Source organism: Leptolyngbya sp. BC1307 (assembly GCF_002286735.1).
In the GTDB taxonomy this organism is placed as follows: Bacteria; Cyanobacteriota; Cyanobacteriia; order Phormidesmidales; family Phormidesmidaceae; genus Phormidesmis.
The window spans coordinates 1-16,754 of sequence record NZ_NRTA01000065.1 but is presented as its reverse complement, the minus strand read 5'-3'; the positions used below and the strand labels follow the sequence as shown (position 1 = coordinate 16,754).

Here is a 16,754-nt window from a genome sequence, read left to right as displayed (position 1 = left end):
TTATACCCAAGGCAGATGGGCTCAGTTTTGGGCCAAAATTAACCAATATGGATTTTCTCTCGCTTTTTAAGCCTACATCAAATTCAGGTCACACCCCCTACATCAAGCACTTAACCTTATGGTACTTCCCCGTATCTGTCCCGATTGGCAACTGCCCGCAAGGCAGGTCACCTCGGAGACCGTCTTTTTCAATCGGCGGCGATTTATTCGAGCCGCCGTGGGCGCAAGTGTGGGGATGTCTGGCGCGATCGCCCTCAATAGCTGCCGCAGACCCTTAGACGAAGCCGCCCAAAGCGAATTTGAAAAGACATTAGGTCGGCCCCTGCCAAACGCCGCCACCCACCCAAACTTTAATGAGCTAAACGGCAACGTCACCCCACAAGATTTCGCTAGCCGCTTCAATAACTTTTACGAATTCGGAGGGACCAAAGACATCTGGGAGCAAGCGCAAGCACTGCCGACTGAAGACTGGAAACTGACCGTCAGCGGCCTGGTTAATAACCCTCAAACCTACGACCAAGACGATCTGCTTAAAGCCTTTCCCCTCGAAGAGCGTATCTATCGCTTCCGCTGCGTAGAAGCTTGGGCCATGGTCGTTCCCTGGCTAGGCTTCCCAATGCAAAAACTGCTGGCAGCTGTAGATCCCAAGCCAGAAGCCAAATTTGTCCGCTTTGAGTCTTTTTTTGATCCGAGTGTTACGCCTGGCCCATCGTTCTCATTTTCCAATTTACCCTGGCCTTACCAGGAAGGGCTGCGCTTGGATGAAATGGCCAATGAGCTAGCTTTTTTTGCCGTCGGCGTCTACGGCCAGACCCTACCTAAGCAGCATGGTGCCCCTATCCGCATGGTCGTCCCCTGGAAATACGGGTTCAAAGGTGCCAAGTCCATCGTCAATATCGAGTTCGTCGCTGAGCAGCCAGCAACCTACTGGAACACGCTCTCACCTAATGAATACGGATTTGAGGCCAACGTCAACCCTGAGGTTCCTCATCCGCGCTGGTCGCAGGCTACAGAGCGGCTTATGGGCGCAGGCAACGACTGGGAGTGGAAAAAACAGCCAACTCTCCTATACAACGGCTACGGCAGCTACGTCGCTCAGCTCTATTCCTAGAGCATCATTCCTCATAACTTCGCTATCTTCTCTGGTATTGCCCATGCACGAACACATTGCTACGCCTGACTATCCAAATGTGATCTGGGCATTTCCCTATCGCGGCGTCAAGATCGAGATCACAACGACCTTACATCACGAGCAGCAAGTCTATTCAGCTTGGGTAACTCACGCCACCGGTAGCGCAGTAGCCGTACCCAGTGTTGCAACTAGAGAAATTGCGATCGCGCAAGCCAAAAAGTGGGTCCACACCCATTTCCAGTGGCCATAGGAATCTAACCCTATTCAACTACCTCTACCTATGTTTGAAGAGAGATAGCCATGTTTGAAAAGGGATAGGCCAGCGGCAGAGTCGCTGTTCAGTAATAACACCCTTTACGACGCGGATAAATCCAGGCGCGTCCTGTTATCTCGTGGAAAAAACAGCTTTTCTAAGCAGCAAGCTTTTCGAGGTTGCTCCATATACCCATGCAATTACTCAGATAAAGGTTCTGCAAGACGGGAATACTCAAAATATGACCATAGCCACGTCTCATCTCGCCCTGAAAGCTGCGAACCAACCTTAAAAAGCAAATTCACAGCCTATTACAGGCTATTACAACCGTCTCCAATGGCTATCTCCTAAAAGTATCTTTCCTCAGTGTTTTCTCTTTAAAAGAACACCGGTTAGCGCTTGAGCATGATGTGAGCCGCTTCAGGAAGACATTGAAGTCGGTAGGGACGCTGACTTAGACGTGTTTATACCCAACATCTTGAGGGCAACTGTTTGCTATGCCAGGTAATCCCATCATTCATGATCTAGAAGAAAAGATGCAGACCTGCCGGGAACAGCAGTTCACAGGGGTCGTTCAGGTCGGGACTCAGCAAGAGCATACATGGCAGGTGTACTATCTATTGGGTCGAATCGTTTGGTCCCGGTCTCGCACCCATTCCCTCCGCCGCTGGCAGCGACATCTGGCAGTTCATGCGCCCATCTTTTTCAAGCAGGTCGTGCAGCCTGCTAGCCTGTCATACAAATCCTGGAACTACGCCGCCTTAGCCCGATTAGTCAAGCTAAAACAGTTTCGCCGCAGTCAGTTTCATTCAGTAGTTGAGAGCTGTATTGCAGAAGATCTCTTCGACATCCTGCAGGCTGGTACATGGCGACACCAACAAACCGGCCAGCCACTCATCTATACGCTTCATGCCGAAGAAGCCACTAACTTGCCTTTTATCATGCTTCAGCAAGAGCGTGCCTGGCAAGACGCACAGCAAGCCTGGCAAGACTGGGAGCAGGCAAAGCTTACCCAGGTCTCTCCCAACTGGGCGCTAGCCATTACTGATCTCAATGCGGTTAAAGCACAGACGCCGCCCCAGGCGCTTCAAACGCTGACTACTTTTGCCAATGGTAAAAACACACTGAGAGATCTATCAATTAACTTTAAGCAGCCTATCATTCCCCTGGCAAAGTCTCTTTTGCCCTATGTCTCCAGGAAACTGCTGCATTTCACAGAGATTCCCAATCTGCTAAGAGATGCCGACAATAGCTTTTACTCAGAGCTGGTAGAAGGCAACGGCCCTGTTTATTCTCCTCAACCTGCGAATATTACCACTGGGCGATCGCGAAACGCTCCTCTGCAAAATGCTTCCCTGCAAAGTAACTTACCGCCAGGCAGTCAGCCTCCACTCAAAACGGCTGCTAGTGTCCCGCGACCTGGTGTAGCCTCGCCATCAGCCGTCCCTCAACACGCCGTCCCTCAACACGCCGCCTCTCAGCACTCAGTGCCGCCAAGAAGACCTAGAAGCAATGCTCCCACCATCATTTACATTGATGACAGCCCAGCCGACAGCCGAGCAATGTCGCAAATTATAGAGGGGACGGGCTACCAATACACCAATATTCCAGACCCGCTGCAAGCGCTACCGCTGCTCATTGAGCTTAAGCCCGCCCTGATCTTCTTAGATCTGGTCATGCCAATTGCTAATGGCTATGAGATCTGCGCGCAAATTCGGCGAATGTCCACCTTCAAAGATATTCCTGTAATTATCGTTACCAGCAATGACGGTATTGCCGATAGAGTCCGAGCCAAAGTGGTAGGTGCCTCTGGCTTTTTGGGTAAACCTATTCAATCTCAAAAAGTTACCAAAGTCTTGAGAAAACATCTTCGTGCGTATCAACCTCTAAATAGCTAGAAACTAAATCGTTAACACATACACACCAAAAGGAACCCCATGGCAACTGCTTTAATTGTAGAAGACAGCCTCACAGACAGAGAACTGCTGACTCATTACCTGCAACAGTCTGGCATTACTGTGACCAGCGCCCAAAGTAGTGAAGAAGCCTTGCAAATGCTCAAAACAACACCTCCAGACCTGGTGTTTTTGGACGTTGTCTTACCCGGGCAAAGTGGATTTGAATTTTGCCGTGACCTCAAAACGACTGAAAGCACCCAGAACATTCCCGTCGTTATCTGTTCTACCAAAGGTACCGAAGCTGACAAGCTTTGGGGGTCGATGTTAGGTGCAGATGCCTACCTCACCAAGCCAGTCGATCAACAGCAGCTGACAAAAACGGTCGAACAACTCATGCGAATACGATAGGAAAAACTACCATGCTATTCACTCAAAATGAGATGGCAGAAAAGCCTACAGACGCCATCAGCTCAAGGTCCGACCCTCTAGGATTAGAACCCTTACCAGTAGACAATCGGCAGCGTTTCTTAAGATTCACGCTCTCTCAAAGAAACGACACTCTGCTACCCCTCGATCAAATCTTAGAAGTTATACAACTGCCGCTAGCAGAGATTTCTCCCATCCCTGATGTGCCTAGCTGCGTTCTAGGCGTATGCAGTTGGCAGGGAAAAACACTCTGGCTAGTAGATCTCAACCATTTAGTTGGCTACCTGCCTCTTTGTCATCAGTCTCAATCGCTGATGACGCCAATTGTAATCGTGATTCAGCACGAGGGACGATCTCTAGGCTTAGCAGTCGAGCAGGTAGGCGACGTTGATTTGTTCGATGAGGAAAAAATTTATATGGAGACTGGGCTTTGTCCCCCTAGCATGGAACCTTTTATCTCAGGTTACTGCCCGCAGCCAGGCGGTATCGTGCTAGATGCCTCGGCCATCATTAACGCCTCGCCCTTACAGTCTCATCGCTAGCCACTGATTGTTTGTCTCCAGTGTTGTCCGACAGCATCCCTCACAATCAACTCGCAGCTCTTCTCTCAGCAGATCTACCCAAACAGCTCTAATCAAAACACTATGACCATGTCGAACATTTCTCTCAACGGCTCTGAAGTCAACGGTTCTAAAGTTAATAGCTTCGAAGATATTCAAAGTATTGAACATCCCTTCGATCAAGATAGCGCTTTACAATCATCTGACAGCGATGAAACAGCTCTGACGCTATCGTCTGAGGATATCGAGGCCGAGTCTGTAGCTACTAGCGGCCAGCCCGCTGACATTTTGACCTTAAAATCAGCCCTTACCAGATCTCTTGTAGACCTGCCGCACTCAGGCAAAAGTCTAGCCCAGAGTACCGGAAAGCGAGCCTTTGCCATTGCCAACCGGATGGCCCAAGCCACCGATATTGAAAATCTTTACCAGATCGCCGTTACCGAGCTCCGCAAGCGCTTTAAAGTCGAGCGATCGCTGATCTATCGCTTCCAGTCAGAGACTCAGGGCACAGTCATTGCAGAATCGCTCAGCGCCGGATACAGACCGATGCTGGGTGAGTCAGCCGCTGCGATCGCCTTTGGAGCCAGCAGCGCAGCAAGCTACAAACAGCAGCCATCGGTCGCGATCGCCGATGCCGCTGAAGCCGCTGTCACACCTCACCAGATGCAGCTGTTCAATCAGTATCAGGTGAGAGCCAGCTTGAGCTTACCCATTTTCTTAGAAGGCCAGCTCTGGGGGCTGCTGGTCATGCAGCAATGCAGCGCGACCCGGCAGTGGAATGAGCATGAAATTAGCTTCCTCTATTTAGTCGCGACCGAACTGCAGGTCAATCTTCAGCCCTTAGGCTTTCAAGCGGAGCGATCGCTATTTTCTAGCTTGAGCGACAAGATGCGGCAGTCATCTGACATAGACGCTGTTTTCCGCACTGCCACCAGAGAAGTTAGAAAACTCTTAGCGGTTGATCGGGTTGCTATCTGCCAGTTCCGCCAAGACTATAGCCTCCAGTTTATCTCCGAATCAAAGGTAGCAGGGATAGAGCCTATGGTAGGGGTGATCTCAGCAGACACCTATCTCACAGAGCAGAAAGGAGCCCGTTTTCGCCAGCACGAGGCGTTTGTTGTTAGTGATGTCGAGCAAAACCGGGAGCTTAGCCCCTGTCATCTTGAGCTGCTATCAGACTTTAATATTAAAGCCTGCGCGTTAGTCGCTATCTTTCAAGGACAGAAGCTTTGGGGTTGGCTAGCAGCCTATCATCACACCGGCGCTAGACACTGGGAGAGTAACGAGGTCAAGCTGCTCGCTCAAGTAGGCGACCTGGTCGGGGTAGCGCTGTACCAGGCCGAACTCACTGAAGAAATGAGTAAGGCGACTGAAAATCAGGAAGCCCTCCCCGACATCATTAACAAAATCAGCAGTACTGCCTACGCCGAACACATTTACCAGACGGCAGTGCAGGAGGTTCGTAAGCTTATAAACGTAGAGCATGTCTGCGTTTATAAGTTTCGCCCAGACTATTTTGGTGACTTTGTCTATGAGTCTGAATCTGGGGGATGGCCTAAGTTAGTCGGGAGCGCCTGGGAAGATACCTATGTACAAAATCACCAGGGCGGCAGATTCCGTAACACTGAGCAGCCCTTTCTAGCCGACGATGTTTACGCGGCTGGGTTGAGTGACTGCCATGTTCAAACCCTGGAATATTTCAAGGTGAAATCCTTTTTGATTGTTGCCATCAGGCAGGGCGGCAAGCTTTGGGGTCTGCTGAGTGCCTTTCAGCACAGTGGGCCTCGGCACTGGCTAGAGAGTGATGTCAAAGTTTTACGAGACATTAGCCGTGAGATGGAAGCGAGCCTCAAAGGTGCTGACTATGTCGCTCAGCTACAGGAACAATCTGCTCAGATGACCAAAGCTGCTCAGGTGGGGCGTTCGGTTGCCGAAATCATTCCTCAAATTCTCCAGGCGCAAGACACTCAAAAAATCTTTCAGATCACGCAGAGAGCGGTTCGTCAGCTGCTAAAGTGCGATCGCGTCGCTGTCTATCGCTTCAACGCCGACTGGAGCCATGAGTTGATTTCTAGCTCTGCAGCTAGCAGCCAGGTCAACCCACTCTCAGATCAACAGTTGACAGCCATTTGGCCCAAGACTGATTTGCAAGAAACTCAGGGAGGACCTTACCGCCAGCAGGAAAGCCTGATCGTCAACAATATCTATGCCGCTAACCACGCGCCGCTAGAGCTTGAAATGCTAGAGGACTCTGGCATTCAAGCTTACATGATGGTGCCTATCTTTAAAGAAGGCCAGCTCTGGGGGCTACTAGGCACTTATCAGAACCGAGATCCGCGTTCGTGGGCAGAGGTAGAAATCAACGCTCTCAAACAGATTGGTTTGCAGCTAGGAGTAGCTATACAACAGGTCGACTATCTCAATCAGGTGCAGGAGAAAACAGCCCAGCTGACTGAAACTGCCGACCGAGAGAAAGCGTCTAAAGAGCTGCTTCAGAAACAGGTAATTCAGCTGCTGAAGGCGGTTGGCCCTGCTTTGCAAGGCGATCTTACTGTGCGCGCCCAAGTTACAGAGACAGAGGTCGGCACCGTTGCCAGCGCTTACAACAACACACTCGGAAGTTTGCAAAAAATTGTCTTGCAGGTACAGGCTGCCGCTAACCAGGTGGGCGAAACCTCCAAACTCAGCGAAACTTCTGTAGTCGCCGTGACGCAGCAGGCAGAACAACAGGCTAAGTCGCTAGACCAGGCCCTAGCTCGCGTACGGAAGATGGTGGAGTCGACTGAGGCCGTCGCCCAAGATGCTCAGCAGGTAGAAGCGGCGGCTCAACAGGCCAATCAAATCGTCCAGCGGGGCGACGCAGCCATGAACCGTACAGTAGACGGCATTATGGCCATTCGCTCTACTGTAGCTGAGACCAACCAGCGGATTAAGCGACTGAGCGAGTCGTCACAAAAAGTCTCTAAAATCGTTAGCCTGATTAGCCATTTTACCACCCAAACTCAGCTGCTAGCGCTCAATGCCTCCATCGAAGCGACGCGCGCAGGGCAATACGGTCGTGGTTTTGCAGTCGTTGCCGATGAGGTGCGATCGCTCGCCCGCCAGTCAGCCGCCGCTGCCACTGAAATTGAGCAATTCGTGCAAGAAATTCAGATGGGCACCGCTGAAGTCTCGACCGCCATGGAAACTGGAATTCAGCAGGTAGCCGAAGGCACTGAAAGAGTGACTGACGCCCGTCAGAACCTGACCGCTATCGTTGAAGCGACCGGTCAAATCAGCCAGCTCATTGCCGATATCACCCAAACCACTCACAAGCAGGCTGATGAATTTAAGGCGGTTACCCAGACGATGACCGAAGCAACTGCGATCGCCAACCAAACCTCAGAAAGCTCTAAGGCACTGTCTGACTCCATTCAGCAGGTGCTAGATACTGCTGAGGCGCTTCAGTCCAGCACTGGCAAGTTTAAGGTTCAGTAGAACCGTTCGCAATCAAACCATAACAGCAAGCGTCCTGGTCGGAGTTCTCACTTTGCCGGACGCCTGCTACATCATTTTTTCTGAGCGGTCACTCTGCTGTGACTGGCCGCGTTGATAGACTCAGGCACATTCTCACCTGATATTGCTAAATCCTATGACTACAGATGTTTCTGGGCAAACCCATCAGTATTTCTTGCAGGAAGCCGCCGAGCTTTTGCAAACGATAGACGATGAGCTGCAAACCCTCAGGTCAGACTTCAGCGTTCAAAAGGTACACAACCTGATGCGCGCTGCCCATACGCTTAAAGGCGCGGCAGCCAGTGTTGGCCTAGAAGCTGTTAAAAAAACCACACACTCTTTAGAAGACGTTTTTAGAGCGCTCTGCTACCCAGATACCACTTTAAGCGTGGCGGTTGAAGGGTTGATTTTTGAGGGCTACGACTGCTTGCAGCTATTGCTCTCAGCGCAGCTGTCCGGGGCTGAGGTTGAAGAGACTGACATCCTGGATCGAATGGCAGCGGTGGTGACTCAGCTTCAGGAGAAGCTCGGCGATCGCTTTGGCCAGGGCGGTCATCTACCGACCTCCAGCGAGCTAGGGTTTGACATGACCAAATCCATCTTTGAAGTGGGCGTTAGCCAGCGGTTAGACGCGCTCTCAAAACAAATAGAAAATGGGGATGCAGAAGCACTAGCAGACCTGCTGCAAAGTCAAGCCGAAGTGTTTATTGGCCTAGCTGAGTCTTTAGATTTACCAGGATTTGGGGCCATTGCTCAGGCTACGCTGACAGCACTAGCGCAAAGTCCTGACCAGGTATTGGCGATCGCTCCGGTGGCTTTGGCAAACTATACAGAGGCCAAAGCAGCGGTACTGGCAGGCGATCGCGAGCAGGGCGGCGCACCCTCAGCCGCCCTACAGCAGTTTTGTACTGACATCCATTCACAGGCAGTCCTGCCCATAGAGAGTCCAGAGAGTCCTCTGGCGCGGCAAAAAGCTAGGCCCGCCGTCAAAACTAGCCGCCATGCCAGTCCGCTCGTTACTGCCCCACAGTCTAGCTGGCTGCAACAGTTTTGGAATGCACTTACTCATCCGATCAGTGGCGGCCAAAGTTTTACAAAGACTCACCCGCAAGTTAAACGTGGCAAAGTTAGCGCTGATGCTTCAGAGGCTGCTTCAACAGACCAAGGAGCAGCTACCGGCCTGAACTTGTCTGCCTCTGCCCTTGAAAATTCTGTTAACCACACTGCGGATAGCGATGCGCCCGCTGAGCTAGACCTGACAGATCTCATCCCGCCCGACTTGGCCTCGGTCAATTTATTGCCTGGCCTTTCGCTACCCGATGACCCATTCCATCCGTCTCTAGCCAATTCAGAGCTTTCAATCGCCGACGCTCCGGATAGCGCAGAACTGACGTTAGCAAACGACCCAGCATCCGCAGATTTAGACTCGCTGCCCGGTCTATCAGCCCTCTTAAGCCTCGGGGATAGCGGCAGTACTGACCTAACTACTTATGTCGAAGCCGAAGATTCTACGTCGCAGTACGCTCAGCTAGCGAAAGACTTGTCCGAAAAGATATCCTCCGCCCCCGCACAGGGCAGCACCGCCACTATCCGGATATCCGTCGAGCACCTTGATCAGCTGAGCCAGACAATGGGCGAATTGCTCACTCAGCAAAACCGCCAGGCACTCTACAACGAGCAGCTCACTACCCTGGTAAAAAAACTGCTTGGCCGGATTGCCAGACAGCAGCAGCTCGGTCAGGATATGGTTCAGAGTAAGGTCAGTAGCTATTCATCAGCCGAGTCGCCGGCACCGGTGGCCGCGCTCAATCCAGTGACCAATTCCTCCCAACCTCACTTTGACTCGCTCGAATTGGATCAATACAGCGATATTCAACTTTTAGCCCAAGCGTTTTTAGAAGAGACTGTTCAACAGTCAGAAAACGTCGAGGCGATTGATTTATTTGTCAGGCGTGCCCAGCAGGAGCTAGAAAAGCAACAGCGCCTGCTGGCCAACACCCGCGAGACCTTATTAGCAGCCAGGATGCTGCCTCTAGAGCAAGTCTTCAAACGCTTCCTGCCTGCGCTAGAGCGCCTCAAAGCTCAGCACCGCAAACAAGTGACTTTGGTGTTGGAAGGGGGCGATGTGCTAGTAGATAAAGCGATTGCCGACAGACTCTTCGATCCGCTGCTGCACCTGGTGCGCAATGCTTTTGACCACGGCATTGAGTCGCCCGAAAAACGCCAGCAGCAAAGTAAGCCCATCAGTGGAGAAATCACCCTCGCTGCTAAGCAACAAGGCCGCCACCTGGTTGTCAGTGTCCAAGACGACGGCCAAGGTTTAGACCTGGAGATGATCCGCAGCAAAGCGATAGAAAGTCAGCTAATTACGGCGGCAGAAGCGGCCTCACTCACCTCAGACCAGACAATTGATTTGCTCTTTGAGCCTGGTTTTTCGACCGCCAGTGAAGTTGACGATCTCTCAGGGCGTGGGGTTGGGCTAGATGCGGTGAGAGCGCAGGTGCGATCGCTCCAGGGCTGGGTGACCGTAAGCTACGAACCAGGAGCGGGCACCTGTTTTACGCTGCAAATCCCCTCTAACTTGACCATTGCCAAGCTCTTGCTGTGCCAGGCTCAAGAGCGGGTATACGCCTTGATTACCGACGCTATTGAGCACATCTCAATTCCAGCGCCAGCGCAAATAAGAGCCTGGGAAGGCGGTAAAACACTGACCTGGCAGACCGACAATGATGAACACATAGTCCCCGTCAGCGCGCTTACCGACGTTTTGCACTACGCTTCGCCTCTACCTAATCACCGCTTGAGCGAGCCCCGCAGCAGTATTGAGATCACCGCCGCTGCTCCCGTAATCTTACTGCGTCACCAAAATTCTTTAGTCGGTCTGGAGGTTGACCAGCTGCTAGGCGAGCAAGAACTGGTGATCAACGCTCTCGGAGAGACCATTGTGCCACCCCCTTATCTATACGGCAGTAGTATCTTGCCAGACGGACAGCTCACACTGGTACTTGACGGTCTGATGCTGGCCAAAATTGTCTTAGACCAGCGCACTCAGAGCACTCAGCGCAACATCGACAGCAGCACAGCAGGAGAAGATTCGGGGCCAGCTAGGTCTGTCGACCGTGAAACCGGCACCGCTAAAAAGCTTATTTTGACAGTTGATGATTCGATTACGGTGCGCAATGCCCTAGCAGAAGCTCTGCAAAAAGCCGATTACCAGGTTATACAGGCCCGAGACGGTGCAGAAGCCCTACAGCAACTGCAGCGGTATCCTAACGTCAAAATGATTTTATGCGATATCGAAATGCCGGGCATGAACGGCTTTGAATTTCTCAAGTTGCGGCAGCAAACGCCTCAGATTGCCGCTATCCCGACTATCATGCTGACCTCGCGAGCGGGCACTAAGCATCGTCTGCTTACCCAAGAACTCGGCGCGACCACCTATCTCACCAAGCCCTACCTCACACCTCAGCTTTTAAAGACCGTCGCTGAGGCAATAGATCCTGAAATTCGCCGCCCAATCAACATCACAGGAGACACCCATGAATGATACGTTAGCCCGTAAGAGAGGTGTCATAGCGCCCGAAGCCGCTCCTGAAACCAGTAAGTACGCTACCTTTCAGCTATCAGGCTACTCGTTTGCCCTGCCTAGCTTGGAGATCTTAAAGATTGTGCCTACTCCGCCACCTAGTCAAGGTGGCATGGTTAGCATGGGGCTGGTGCAGTTAGAGCAATACAGCATTCAAATTCTTGACCTGCCAGCGCTGCTTACCCTCAAAGATAACGCTCAACAGCCTGCCAACATCCGCTCTGCTTTTCCCTCCATATCTCCCAAGGCAGACCTAGAAGCGTCATCAAACCCTCCTTTTTTAATTGTTTTGCAAAATGCCGAACAAGATCTGTGGGGGATTGCCATGAATGAACCCCCCGACCTGATGGATATTCCCCACTACGCACTCAAACGCTTACCGCCAGAGAAGCGTTTGACGAAGACGCTACGCTGGGTCTCTCATGTGGTTACCTACGACTTAGAAGATAGTCGCCACGCTTTACTCATACTCGACCTGCCAGTTCTGCTTGCTGCCCAGCGACCTAAACTCGCCTTGTCACCATCAAGCCGTCTAGATTCAGACCTATAGCGTTGGTCACTTGGCTTGAATACAGCAATGCAGGCAAAACCTTTGCATCGCACTAGGCCAAGTGACTCGCGTTACCCGAATGCATCCGGATAACGCTATATAAAGAAATTCAGGCTGGAGGCCAAATAGGTTTATTAAAACTGTCTGAGGAATCGCAGATCGCTACTGTACAGCCGTCTGATATCGTCAATTTTGCTCTGTACCATAGCCAAACGCTCTACGCCTAGCCCGGCCGCAAAGCCTGAATAAACTTCGGCGTCGCACCCTACCGCATTGAGAACGTTAGGATCGATCATGCCGCAGCCCATGACCTCTAGCCACTGGTTCTGCCAGCGGACATCAACTTCTGCAGATGGCTCTGTAAAAGGAAAGTAGCTCGGGCGAAAGCGTACTTCGACGTCTCCAAACAGCGCCTCTAAGAACAGTTTCACGGTGCCTCGCAGGTCGGTAAATGTAATGCCTTTGTCAACGGCAAAAAATTCGAGCTGGTGGAACACGGCGGCGTGCGTAGCATCTACCGTATCCCGGCGGTAGCAGCGACCAGAGGCCAGCACCCTCATGGGAGGCTGATTGTTTTCCATGTAGCGGATCTGCGTGTTGGAAGTATGGGTGCGCAGCAGTTGGCCACCGGGCAGATACAGCGTATCTTGCATATCGCGGGCCGGATGGTCAGGTAAGAAGTTCAGCGCTTCGAAGTTATAGTAGTCGCTTTCGATTTCGGGGCTCTGGGCGACGGTGTAGCCTAAGCCGACAAAGATATCGGTCACCTGGTCGATGATGCTGTTGATCGGGTGGATGTGTCCCTGGGGCTGATAGACCCCTGGCATAGTGACATCTATGGTTTCTGCAGCTAGCTGAGCTTCGATCTGGGCAGTTTGCAGGTCAGACTTACGCTGCTCTATCTGCGATTGCAGGGCTGTCTTCGCCTGATTGGCCAGTGCTCCTATCTGAGGACGCTCTTCGGCGGAGAGCTTGCCCATTCCCCCGAGTACTTTTGAGAGGTCACCTTTTTTACCTAGATATCTCACCCGAGTTTTATCTAGGTCATCCAGGCTGCTGGCAGCGCTAATCTCTTCAGTAGCTCTTTGTTGGACAGCGCTCAGCTGTGCTTCAATTTCGGTGGATGTAGTGGCGCTCACGGCTGCTCCAAAAAACAAAAAGTGTTCGCAAAAGGGAGATTTGCAAAAGGAATTCGCAAATTAGTCTATGGTAACCTGCCAAGGAGGTCTAGGGGCGATCGCCCTCTCTTTCTACCTGCCTCCATATGACATGTATGAACATATTGGTCAGTAATGATGACGGCGTTTTTGCGCTGGGAATTCGCACTTTGGCCGATACGCTAGCGGCAGCCGGGCATCAGGTGACGGTCGTGTGCCCTGATCGCGAACGCTCTGCCACGGGCCACGGGCTGACCTTACATAAGCCGCTGCGAGTAGAGCCGGTAGAAGGCGTCTTTGCGGCGGGAGTAACGGCTTGGGCAAGTTCGGGCACCCCTTCTGACTGTGTCAAGCTAGCGCTGGATGCGGTGCTAGAGGCCCCTCCCGACTTTGTGATTTCAGGCATTAACCATGGGGCCAATCTGGGTACAGACGTGCTCTATTCAGGCACGGTGTCGGCAGCAATGGAGGGCGTGCTGGAGGGAATTCCGGCGATCGCCATCAGCCTCACCAGCTTTGCCTGCAAAAACTTTCAGCCCGCTGCTCAGTTTGCTCTAAAGCTCATCTCACAGTTAGAGCAGCAGCCGCTAAACCTGCCGATTTTGCTCAATGTTAATGTCCCGCCTGTAGCCGCCGAAAAAATCAGAGGAGCCGTCATCGCCCGCCAGGGCATTCGACGCTATTTTGACCAGTTTGAGAAGCGCGTCGACCCCAGAGGCAAGATCTATTACTGGTTAGCGGGAGAGGTCATGGAAGAAGGCACCGCTGAGCTACCGCTACTGCCCAGTAATACCATCACGCCTTTGAGCGAAGCGCTATCAGCTGTGAGCGCTCAGTTTGTCACGGATGTAGAGGCTATTAAAGATAGCTACATCACAGTGACGCCGCTGCAGTACAACCTGACCGCATACACAGCGCTAGATTTTATCGAGGCTTGGCAAGCCATCCATCTACCGCGCTAGCCGAGACCACCCGGTCTCTATTGCCTTCGATTGCCTCGGTTTGACCGCCAACGAGACCTGCACCGAGTCGCTGTCATCCCAGTAATATCCCCCGCGATCGCGCCCCGAGCAAAAATGAGGTCTCAAATTAAGCGAATAGATATCGTAAGCGTTTGACTTCGCTTGGGCACTATGCAAGCAGGTAATCTCAATTGCTGATGCCGCTATTTAAGCACCACTTGTCTGATGGAGGGTGATGCTAACTGTAAAGATAGACAGTAATTCCTCTAAATCACTTCACATAAAGCTCATGTCAGATCAGCACGGTCAATTTTCGATATGCTTTTGGGGCGTCCGAGGAAGTGTCGCTTGTCCGGGATCGCAGACGGTGCGATATGGCGGCAATACGGCGTGCATAGAAATGAAAGTCGGCGGAGAACGCCTGATCTTCGATGGGGGCACAGGGCTGCGCAACCTGGGTCAGCGCATGCTCTCAGAGATGCCTGTGAAGGCAAATATGTTTTTTACGCACTCTCATTGGGATCATATTCAGGGCTTTCCGTTTTTCGTACCGGCTTTTGTCCCTGGCAACCGATTCAAAATTCACGGTGCCATTGCCCCTAATGGCTCTACTATCGAGCAGCGCCTCAACGACCAAATGCTGCACCCTAACTTTCCAGTTCCCCTGCAGATTATGGGGGCTGAGCTGAAATTTTGCGATATTGAAGTGGGTGAGAGGGTCAACATTGGCGAGGTTGAAATTACCAACGCGATGCTCAACCACCCTGGTGAAGCCATTGGCTACCGCGTTAGCTACCGGGGGCATTCGGCTGCCTATATCAGTGACACTGAGCACTTTCCTGACAGGTTAGATGACAACGTGCTGCGGCTCGCGCGTAACGCTGACGTGATGATCTACGACTGCACCTATACCGATGATGAGTATCACAGTGAAAGGTTCAGCAAAGTTGGCTGGGGCCACTCGACCTGGCAAGAGGCGGTCAAGCTAGCCAAGGCAGCTAACGTCAAGCAGCTGGTCATTTTCCACCACGACCCGACCCATACTGATGACTTTATGGACGATATCGTTCTGCAGACAGCGGCAGCTCTACCTAGTAGTATCGTCGCGAGAGAAGGCATGGTGCTTGACTTGATTGAGGCAGACTCAGCTGTTGTCGCAATGGTCTAGCAACTGATTAAAGTCAGCGGGGCATTGGCTTGCTAGCTCATCTGAGAGTGCGTCAGTTGAGCTAGCCAATTGACTTTTACAGAGAGGGAGCGGTGAGCGGACTGGCTTATGTCAGAATGTAAAGCGTGTGGATTACTTCTTCTCTCAAGGCGGTAAAAACGCCGACTAATATAGCACTGGGCAATTTTGACGGCGTCCATTTGGGCCATCAGCGAGTGATGGCTGAGATTTTGGCGGACCCAACGTCATCAAAGTCAGCTTATGCTCAGGCGCTGGCTTCTCAGCCATTGGCCATGCTACACAGTGGCATGGCAGCCTCTGGATACAGCTACTTATCCGACCAGGCAGCGTCAGATGACATTGAGCGACCGGTTAGCTCGGTGGGCTCGAACCTAGGGGATCAGCCCGCTGCCGAATATGCCACTGTAGTCACGTTCTCTCCGCATCCTCAAGAATATTTTTCGGGGGTGTCACGGTCTCTCCTGACCCCGGTGGCGGAGAAGACCTGGCAGCTCGCTCAGATGGGGGTTGGTCAGCTGGTGATGCTGCCTTTTAATCGCGCTCTAGCTGAGCTAGGACCCGAAGAGTTCGTGTCGCAGATTTTGATTGCAGGATTGCAGGCTAAGCGCATTAGTGTGGGCAGCGACTTTCGCTTTGGCAAAGGGCGCAGTGGCAGCGCTGAAGGGCTACAGGAAATTGCGGCGGGCTACGGGGTGCCGGTGGTGCGGGTGCCGCTGAGGTATGAAACGGGCGATCGCATCAGCAGTTCGCGCATTCGCCAGGCGTTGCAGAGGGGTGAGCTGTCGGAAACCGCTGGGCTATTGGGCCATTCCTACACGCTGACGGGCCGGGTGGTGCAGGGCAAACAGCTAGGTCGCACGATGGGATTTCCAACAGCTAACCTGCAGATGCCATCTGACAAGTATTTGCCTTGTAAGGGGGTTTATAGTGTGCGGGTGTACGGTGCGAGTGCTGAGCCGCTGCGAGGCGTGATGAATTTGGGGAGTCGGCCTACCGTCGCAGGACAGGATATCAGTGTCGAAGTCCATGTGCTCAATTGGTCAGGCGATTTATACGGCCAAGTTTTGACAGTGAGCCTGGAGAGCTTTGTGCGCCCTGAGCAAAAGTTTGATTCGTTAGCGAGTCTTAAGAAACAGATCGCGGCAGATTGTGAAGTAGCGATCGCCACCCTCCAATAATCCCATCAATCCCATCTCAGAGCCCGCTAGCTGTAGACCGACCGCTCTCGGCTCATTTACCTGTCCTTAATCTACCTTTAGTAAGTTCTAGTACTGGAAAACACTTAACTTAAGGAAATAGCAATTGCTATGAGTTAGGACTTACGCATTGACAGAGCAGGCAGATTATGGGTGGTAGAATAAATCACATCCTCTTAGCCTTCTGGTCAGCATGCGCCAGCGATCAAAACCATCTACAGCCCAGTGTAATAGCCCTCTCTACACCTTATTTCTACTAGCTGAGCCTAAATACGTCAGTTGTGTACGGCTCTCAGAAATCTTGGCAGAGGTAAGCCACGACAGCATCAATCGGTTTTTACTGCGTGAGC

At 52.1% G+C, this 16,754-nt stretch carries 12 protein-coding genes and 1 pseudogene; 12 read left to right on the top strand and 1 reads right to left on the bottom strand.

The genetic code is table 11. The annotated features are described in order from the left end of the window. The first annotated feature begins 118 nt into the window (after positions 1-118). The 8 genes from msrP (at position 119) to CKL79_RS20215 (ending at position 11,900) form a co-directional block, all read left to right on the top strand. Positions 119-1,111: a protein-methionine-sulfoxide reductase catalytic subunit MsrP gene (gene msrP / locus CKL79_RS20250; protein WP_121971365.1), complete on the top strand. Its 993-nt coding sequence runs from the start codon at positions 119-121 to the stop codon at positions 1,109-1,111. A 43-nt stretch (positions 1,112-1,154) separates the two neighbouring features. Next, positions 1,155-1,382, top strand: coding sequence for a hypothetical protein (locus tag CKL79_RS20245; protein WP_121971364.1), 228 nt, complete (start codon positions 1,155-1,157; stop codon positions 1,380-1,382). Between the two features lie 500 nt (positions 1,383-1,882). Further along, positions 1,883-3,283, top strand: a complete 1,401-nt coding sequence (locus CKL79_RS20240; protein ID WP_240518994.1) for a response regulator — start codon at positions 1,883-1,885, stop codon at positions 3,281-3,283. 39 nt (positions 3,284-3,322) lie between these two features. After that, positions 3,323-3,691: a response regulator gene (locus CKL79_RS20235; protein WP_121971363.1), complete on the top strand. Its 369-nt coding sequence runs from the start codon at positions 3,323-3,325 to the stop codon at positions 3,689-3,691. 11 nt (positions 3,692-3,702) lie between these two features. Continuing rightward, entirely contained in the window at positions 3,703-4,251 is a 549-nt protein-coding gene (locus CKL79_RS20230) for a chemotaxis protein CheW (protein ID WP_121971362.1), read from the top strand. 108 nt (positions 4,252-4,359) lie between these two features. Next, the gene (locus tag CKL79_RS20225) at positions 4,360-7,746 is read left to right on the top strand and encodes a GAF domain-containing protein (RefSeq protein ID WP_121971367.1); all 3,387 of its coding nucleotides are present in this window, start codon (positions 4,360-4,362) and stop codon (positions 7,744-7,746) included. Positions 7,747-7,900: 154 nt separating this feature from the next. Further along, the gene (locus tag CKL79_RS20220; RefSeq protein WP_121971361.1) at positions 7,901-11,311 is read left to right on the top strand and encodes a hybrid sensor histidine kinase/response regulator; all 3,411 of its coding nucleotides are present in this window, start codon (positions 7,901-7,903) and stop codon (positions 11,309-11,311) included. Next, a complete protein-coding gene (locus tag CKL79_RS20215) occupies positions 11,304-11,900 on the top strand; it encodes a chemotaxis protein CheW (RefSeq protein WP_121971360.1) in 597 nt (198 codons plus the stop codon). The genes CKL79_RS20220 and CKL79_RS20215 overlap by 8 nt, the downstream gene beginning before the upstream one ends. A gap of 134 nt (positions 11,901-12,034) precedes the next feature. Here the strand turns inward: CKL79_RS20215 and pheS are convergent, their stop codons facing one another. Beyond that, complete coding sequence (gene pheS, locus CKL79_RS20210) at positions 12,035-13,039, bottom strand: phenylalanine--tRNA ligase subunit alpha (protein WP_121971366.1); 1,005 nt, start codon at positions 13,037-13,039, stop codon at positions 12,035-12,037. A 134-nt stretch (positions 13,040-13,173) separates the two neighbouring features. On the opposite strand from pheS, the gene surE reads away from it, so the two are divergent. The 4 genes and pseudogenes from surE to CKL79_RS20190 all read left to right on the top strand — a co-directional run. Beyond that, positions 13,174-14,019 (top strand): 5'/3'-nucleotidase SurE, encoded by an 846-nt coding sequence (surE, locus tag CKL79_RS20205; protein ID WP_121971359.1) that lies wholly within the window; start codon positions 13,174-13,176, stop codon positions 14,017-14,019. A 289-nt stretch (positions 14,020-14,308) separates the two neighbouring features. Beyond that, positions 14,309-15,187 (top strand): MBL fold metallo-hydrolase, encoded by an 879-nt coding sequence (locus tag CKL79_RS20200; RefSeq protein WP_121971358.1) that lies wholly within the window; start codon positions 14,309-14,311, stop codon positions 15,185-15,187. Between the two features lie 125 nt (positions 15,188-15,312). Next, positions 15,313-16,386 (top strand): bifunctional riboflavin kinase/FAD synthetase, encoded by a 1,074-nt coding sequence (locus CKL79_RS20195; protein ID WP_121971357.1) that lies wholly within the window; start codon positions 15,313-15,315, stop codon positions 16,384-16,386. Between the two features lie 211 nt (positions 16,387-16,597). Then, a pseudogene (locus tag CKL79_RS20190) lies at positions 16,598-16,754 on the top strand (IS701 family transposase); the annotation flags it as partial.

Coding starts and splice junctions, on each gene's coding strand:
- msrP (WP_121971365.1), top strand. CDS start 119: ATGGTACTTCCCCGTATCTGTCCCGATTGGCAACTGCCCGCAAGGCAG.
- CKL79_RS20245 (WP_121971364.1), top strand. CDS start 1,155: ATGCACGAACACATTGCTACGCCTGACTATCCAAATGTGATCTGGGCA.
- CKL79_RS20240 (WP_240518994.1), top strand. CDS start 1,883: ATGCCAGGTAATCCCATCATTCATGATCTAGAAGAAAAGATGCAGACC.
- CKL79_RS20235 (WP_121971363.1), top strand. CDS start 3,323: ATGGCAACTGCTTTAATTGTAGAAGACAGCCTCACAGACAGAGAACTG.
- CKL79_RS20230 (WP_121971362.1), top strand. CDS start 3,703: ATGCTATTCACTCAAAATGAGATGGCAGAAAAGCCTACAGACGCCATC.
- CKL79_RS20225 (WP_121971367.1), top strand. CDS start 4,360: ATGTCGAACATTTCTCTCAACGGCTCTGAAGTCAACGGTTCTAAAGTT.
- CKL79_RS20220 (WP_121971361.1), top strand. CDS start 7,901: ATGACTACAGATGTTTCTGGGCAAACCCATCAGTATTTCTTGCAGGAA.
- CKL79_RS20215 (WP_121971360.1), top strand. CDS start 11,304: ATGAATGATACGTTAGCCCGTAAGAGAGGTGTCATAGCGCCCGAAGCC.
- surE (WP_121971359.1), top strand. CDS start 13,174: ATGAACATATTGGTCAGTAATGATGACGGCGTTTTTGCGCTGGGAATT.
- CKL79_RS20200 (WP_121971358.1), top strand. CDS start 14,309: ATGTCAGATCAGCACGGTCAATTTTCGATATGCTTTTGGGGCGTCCGA.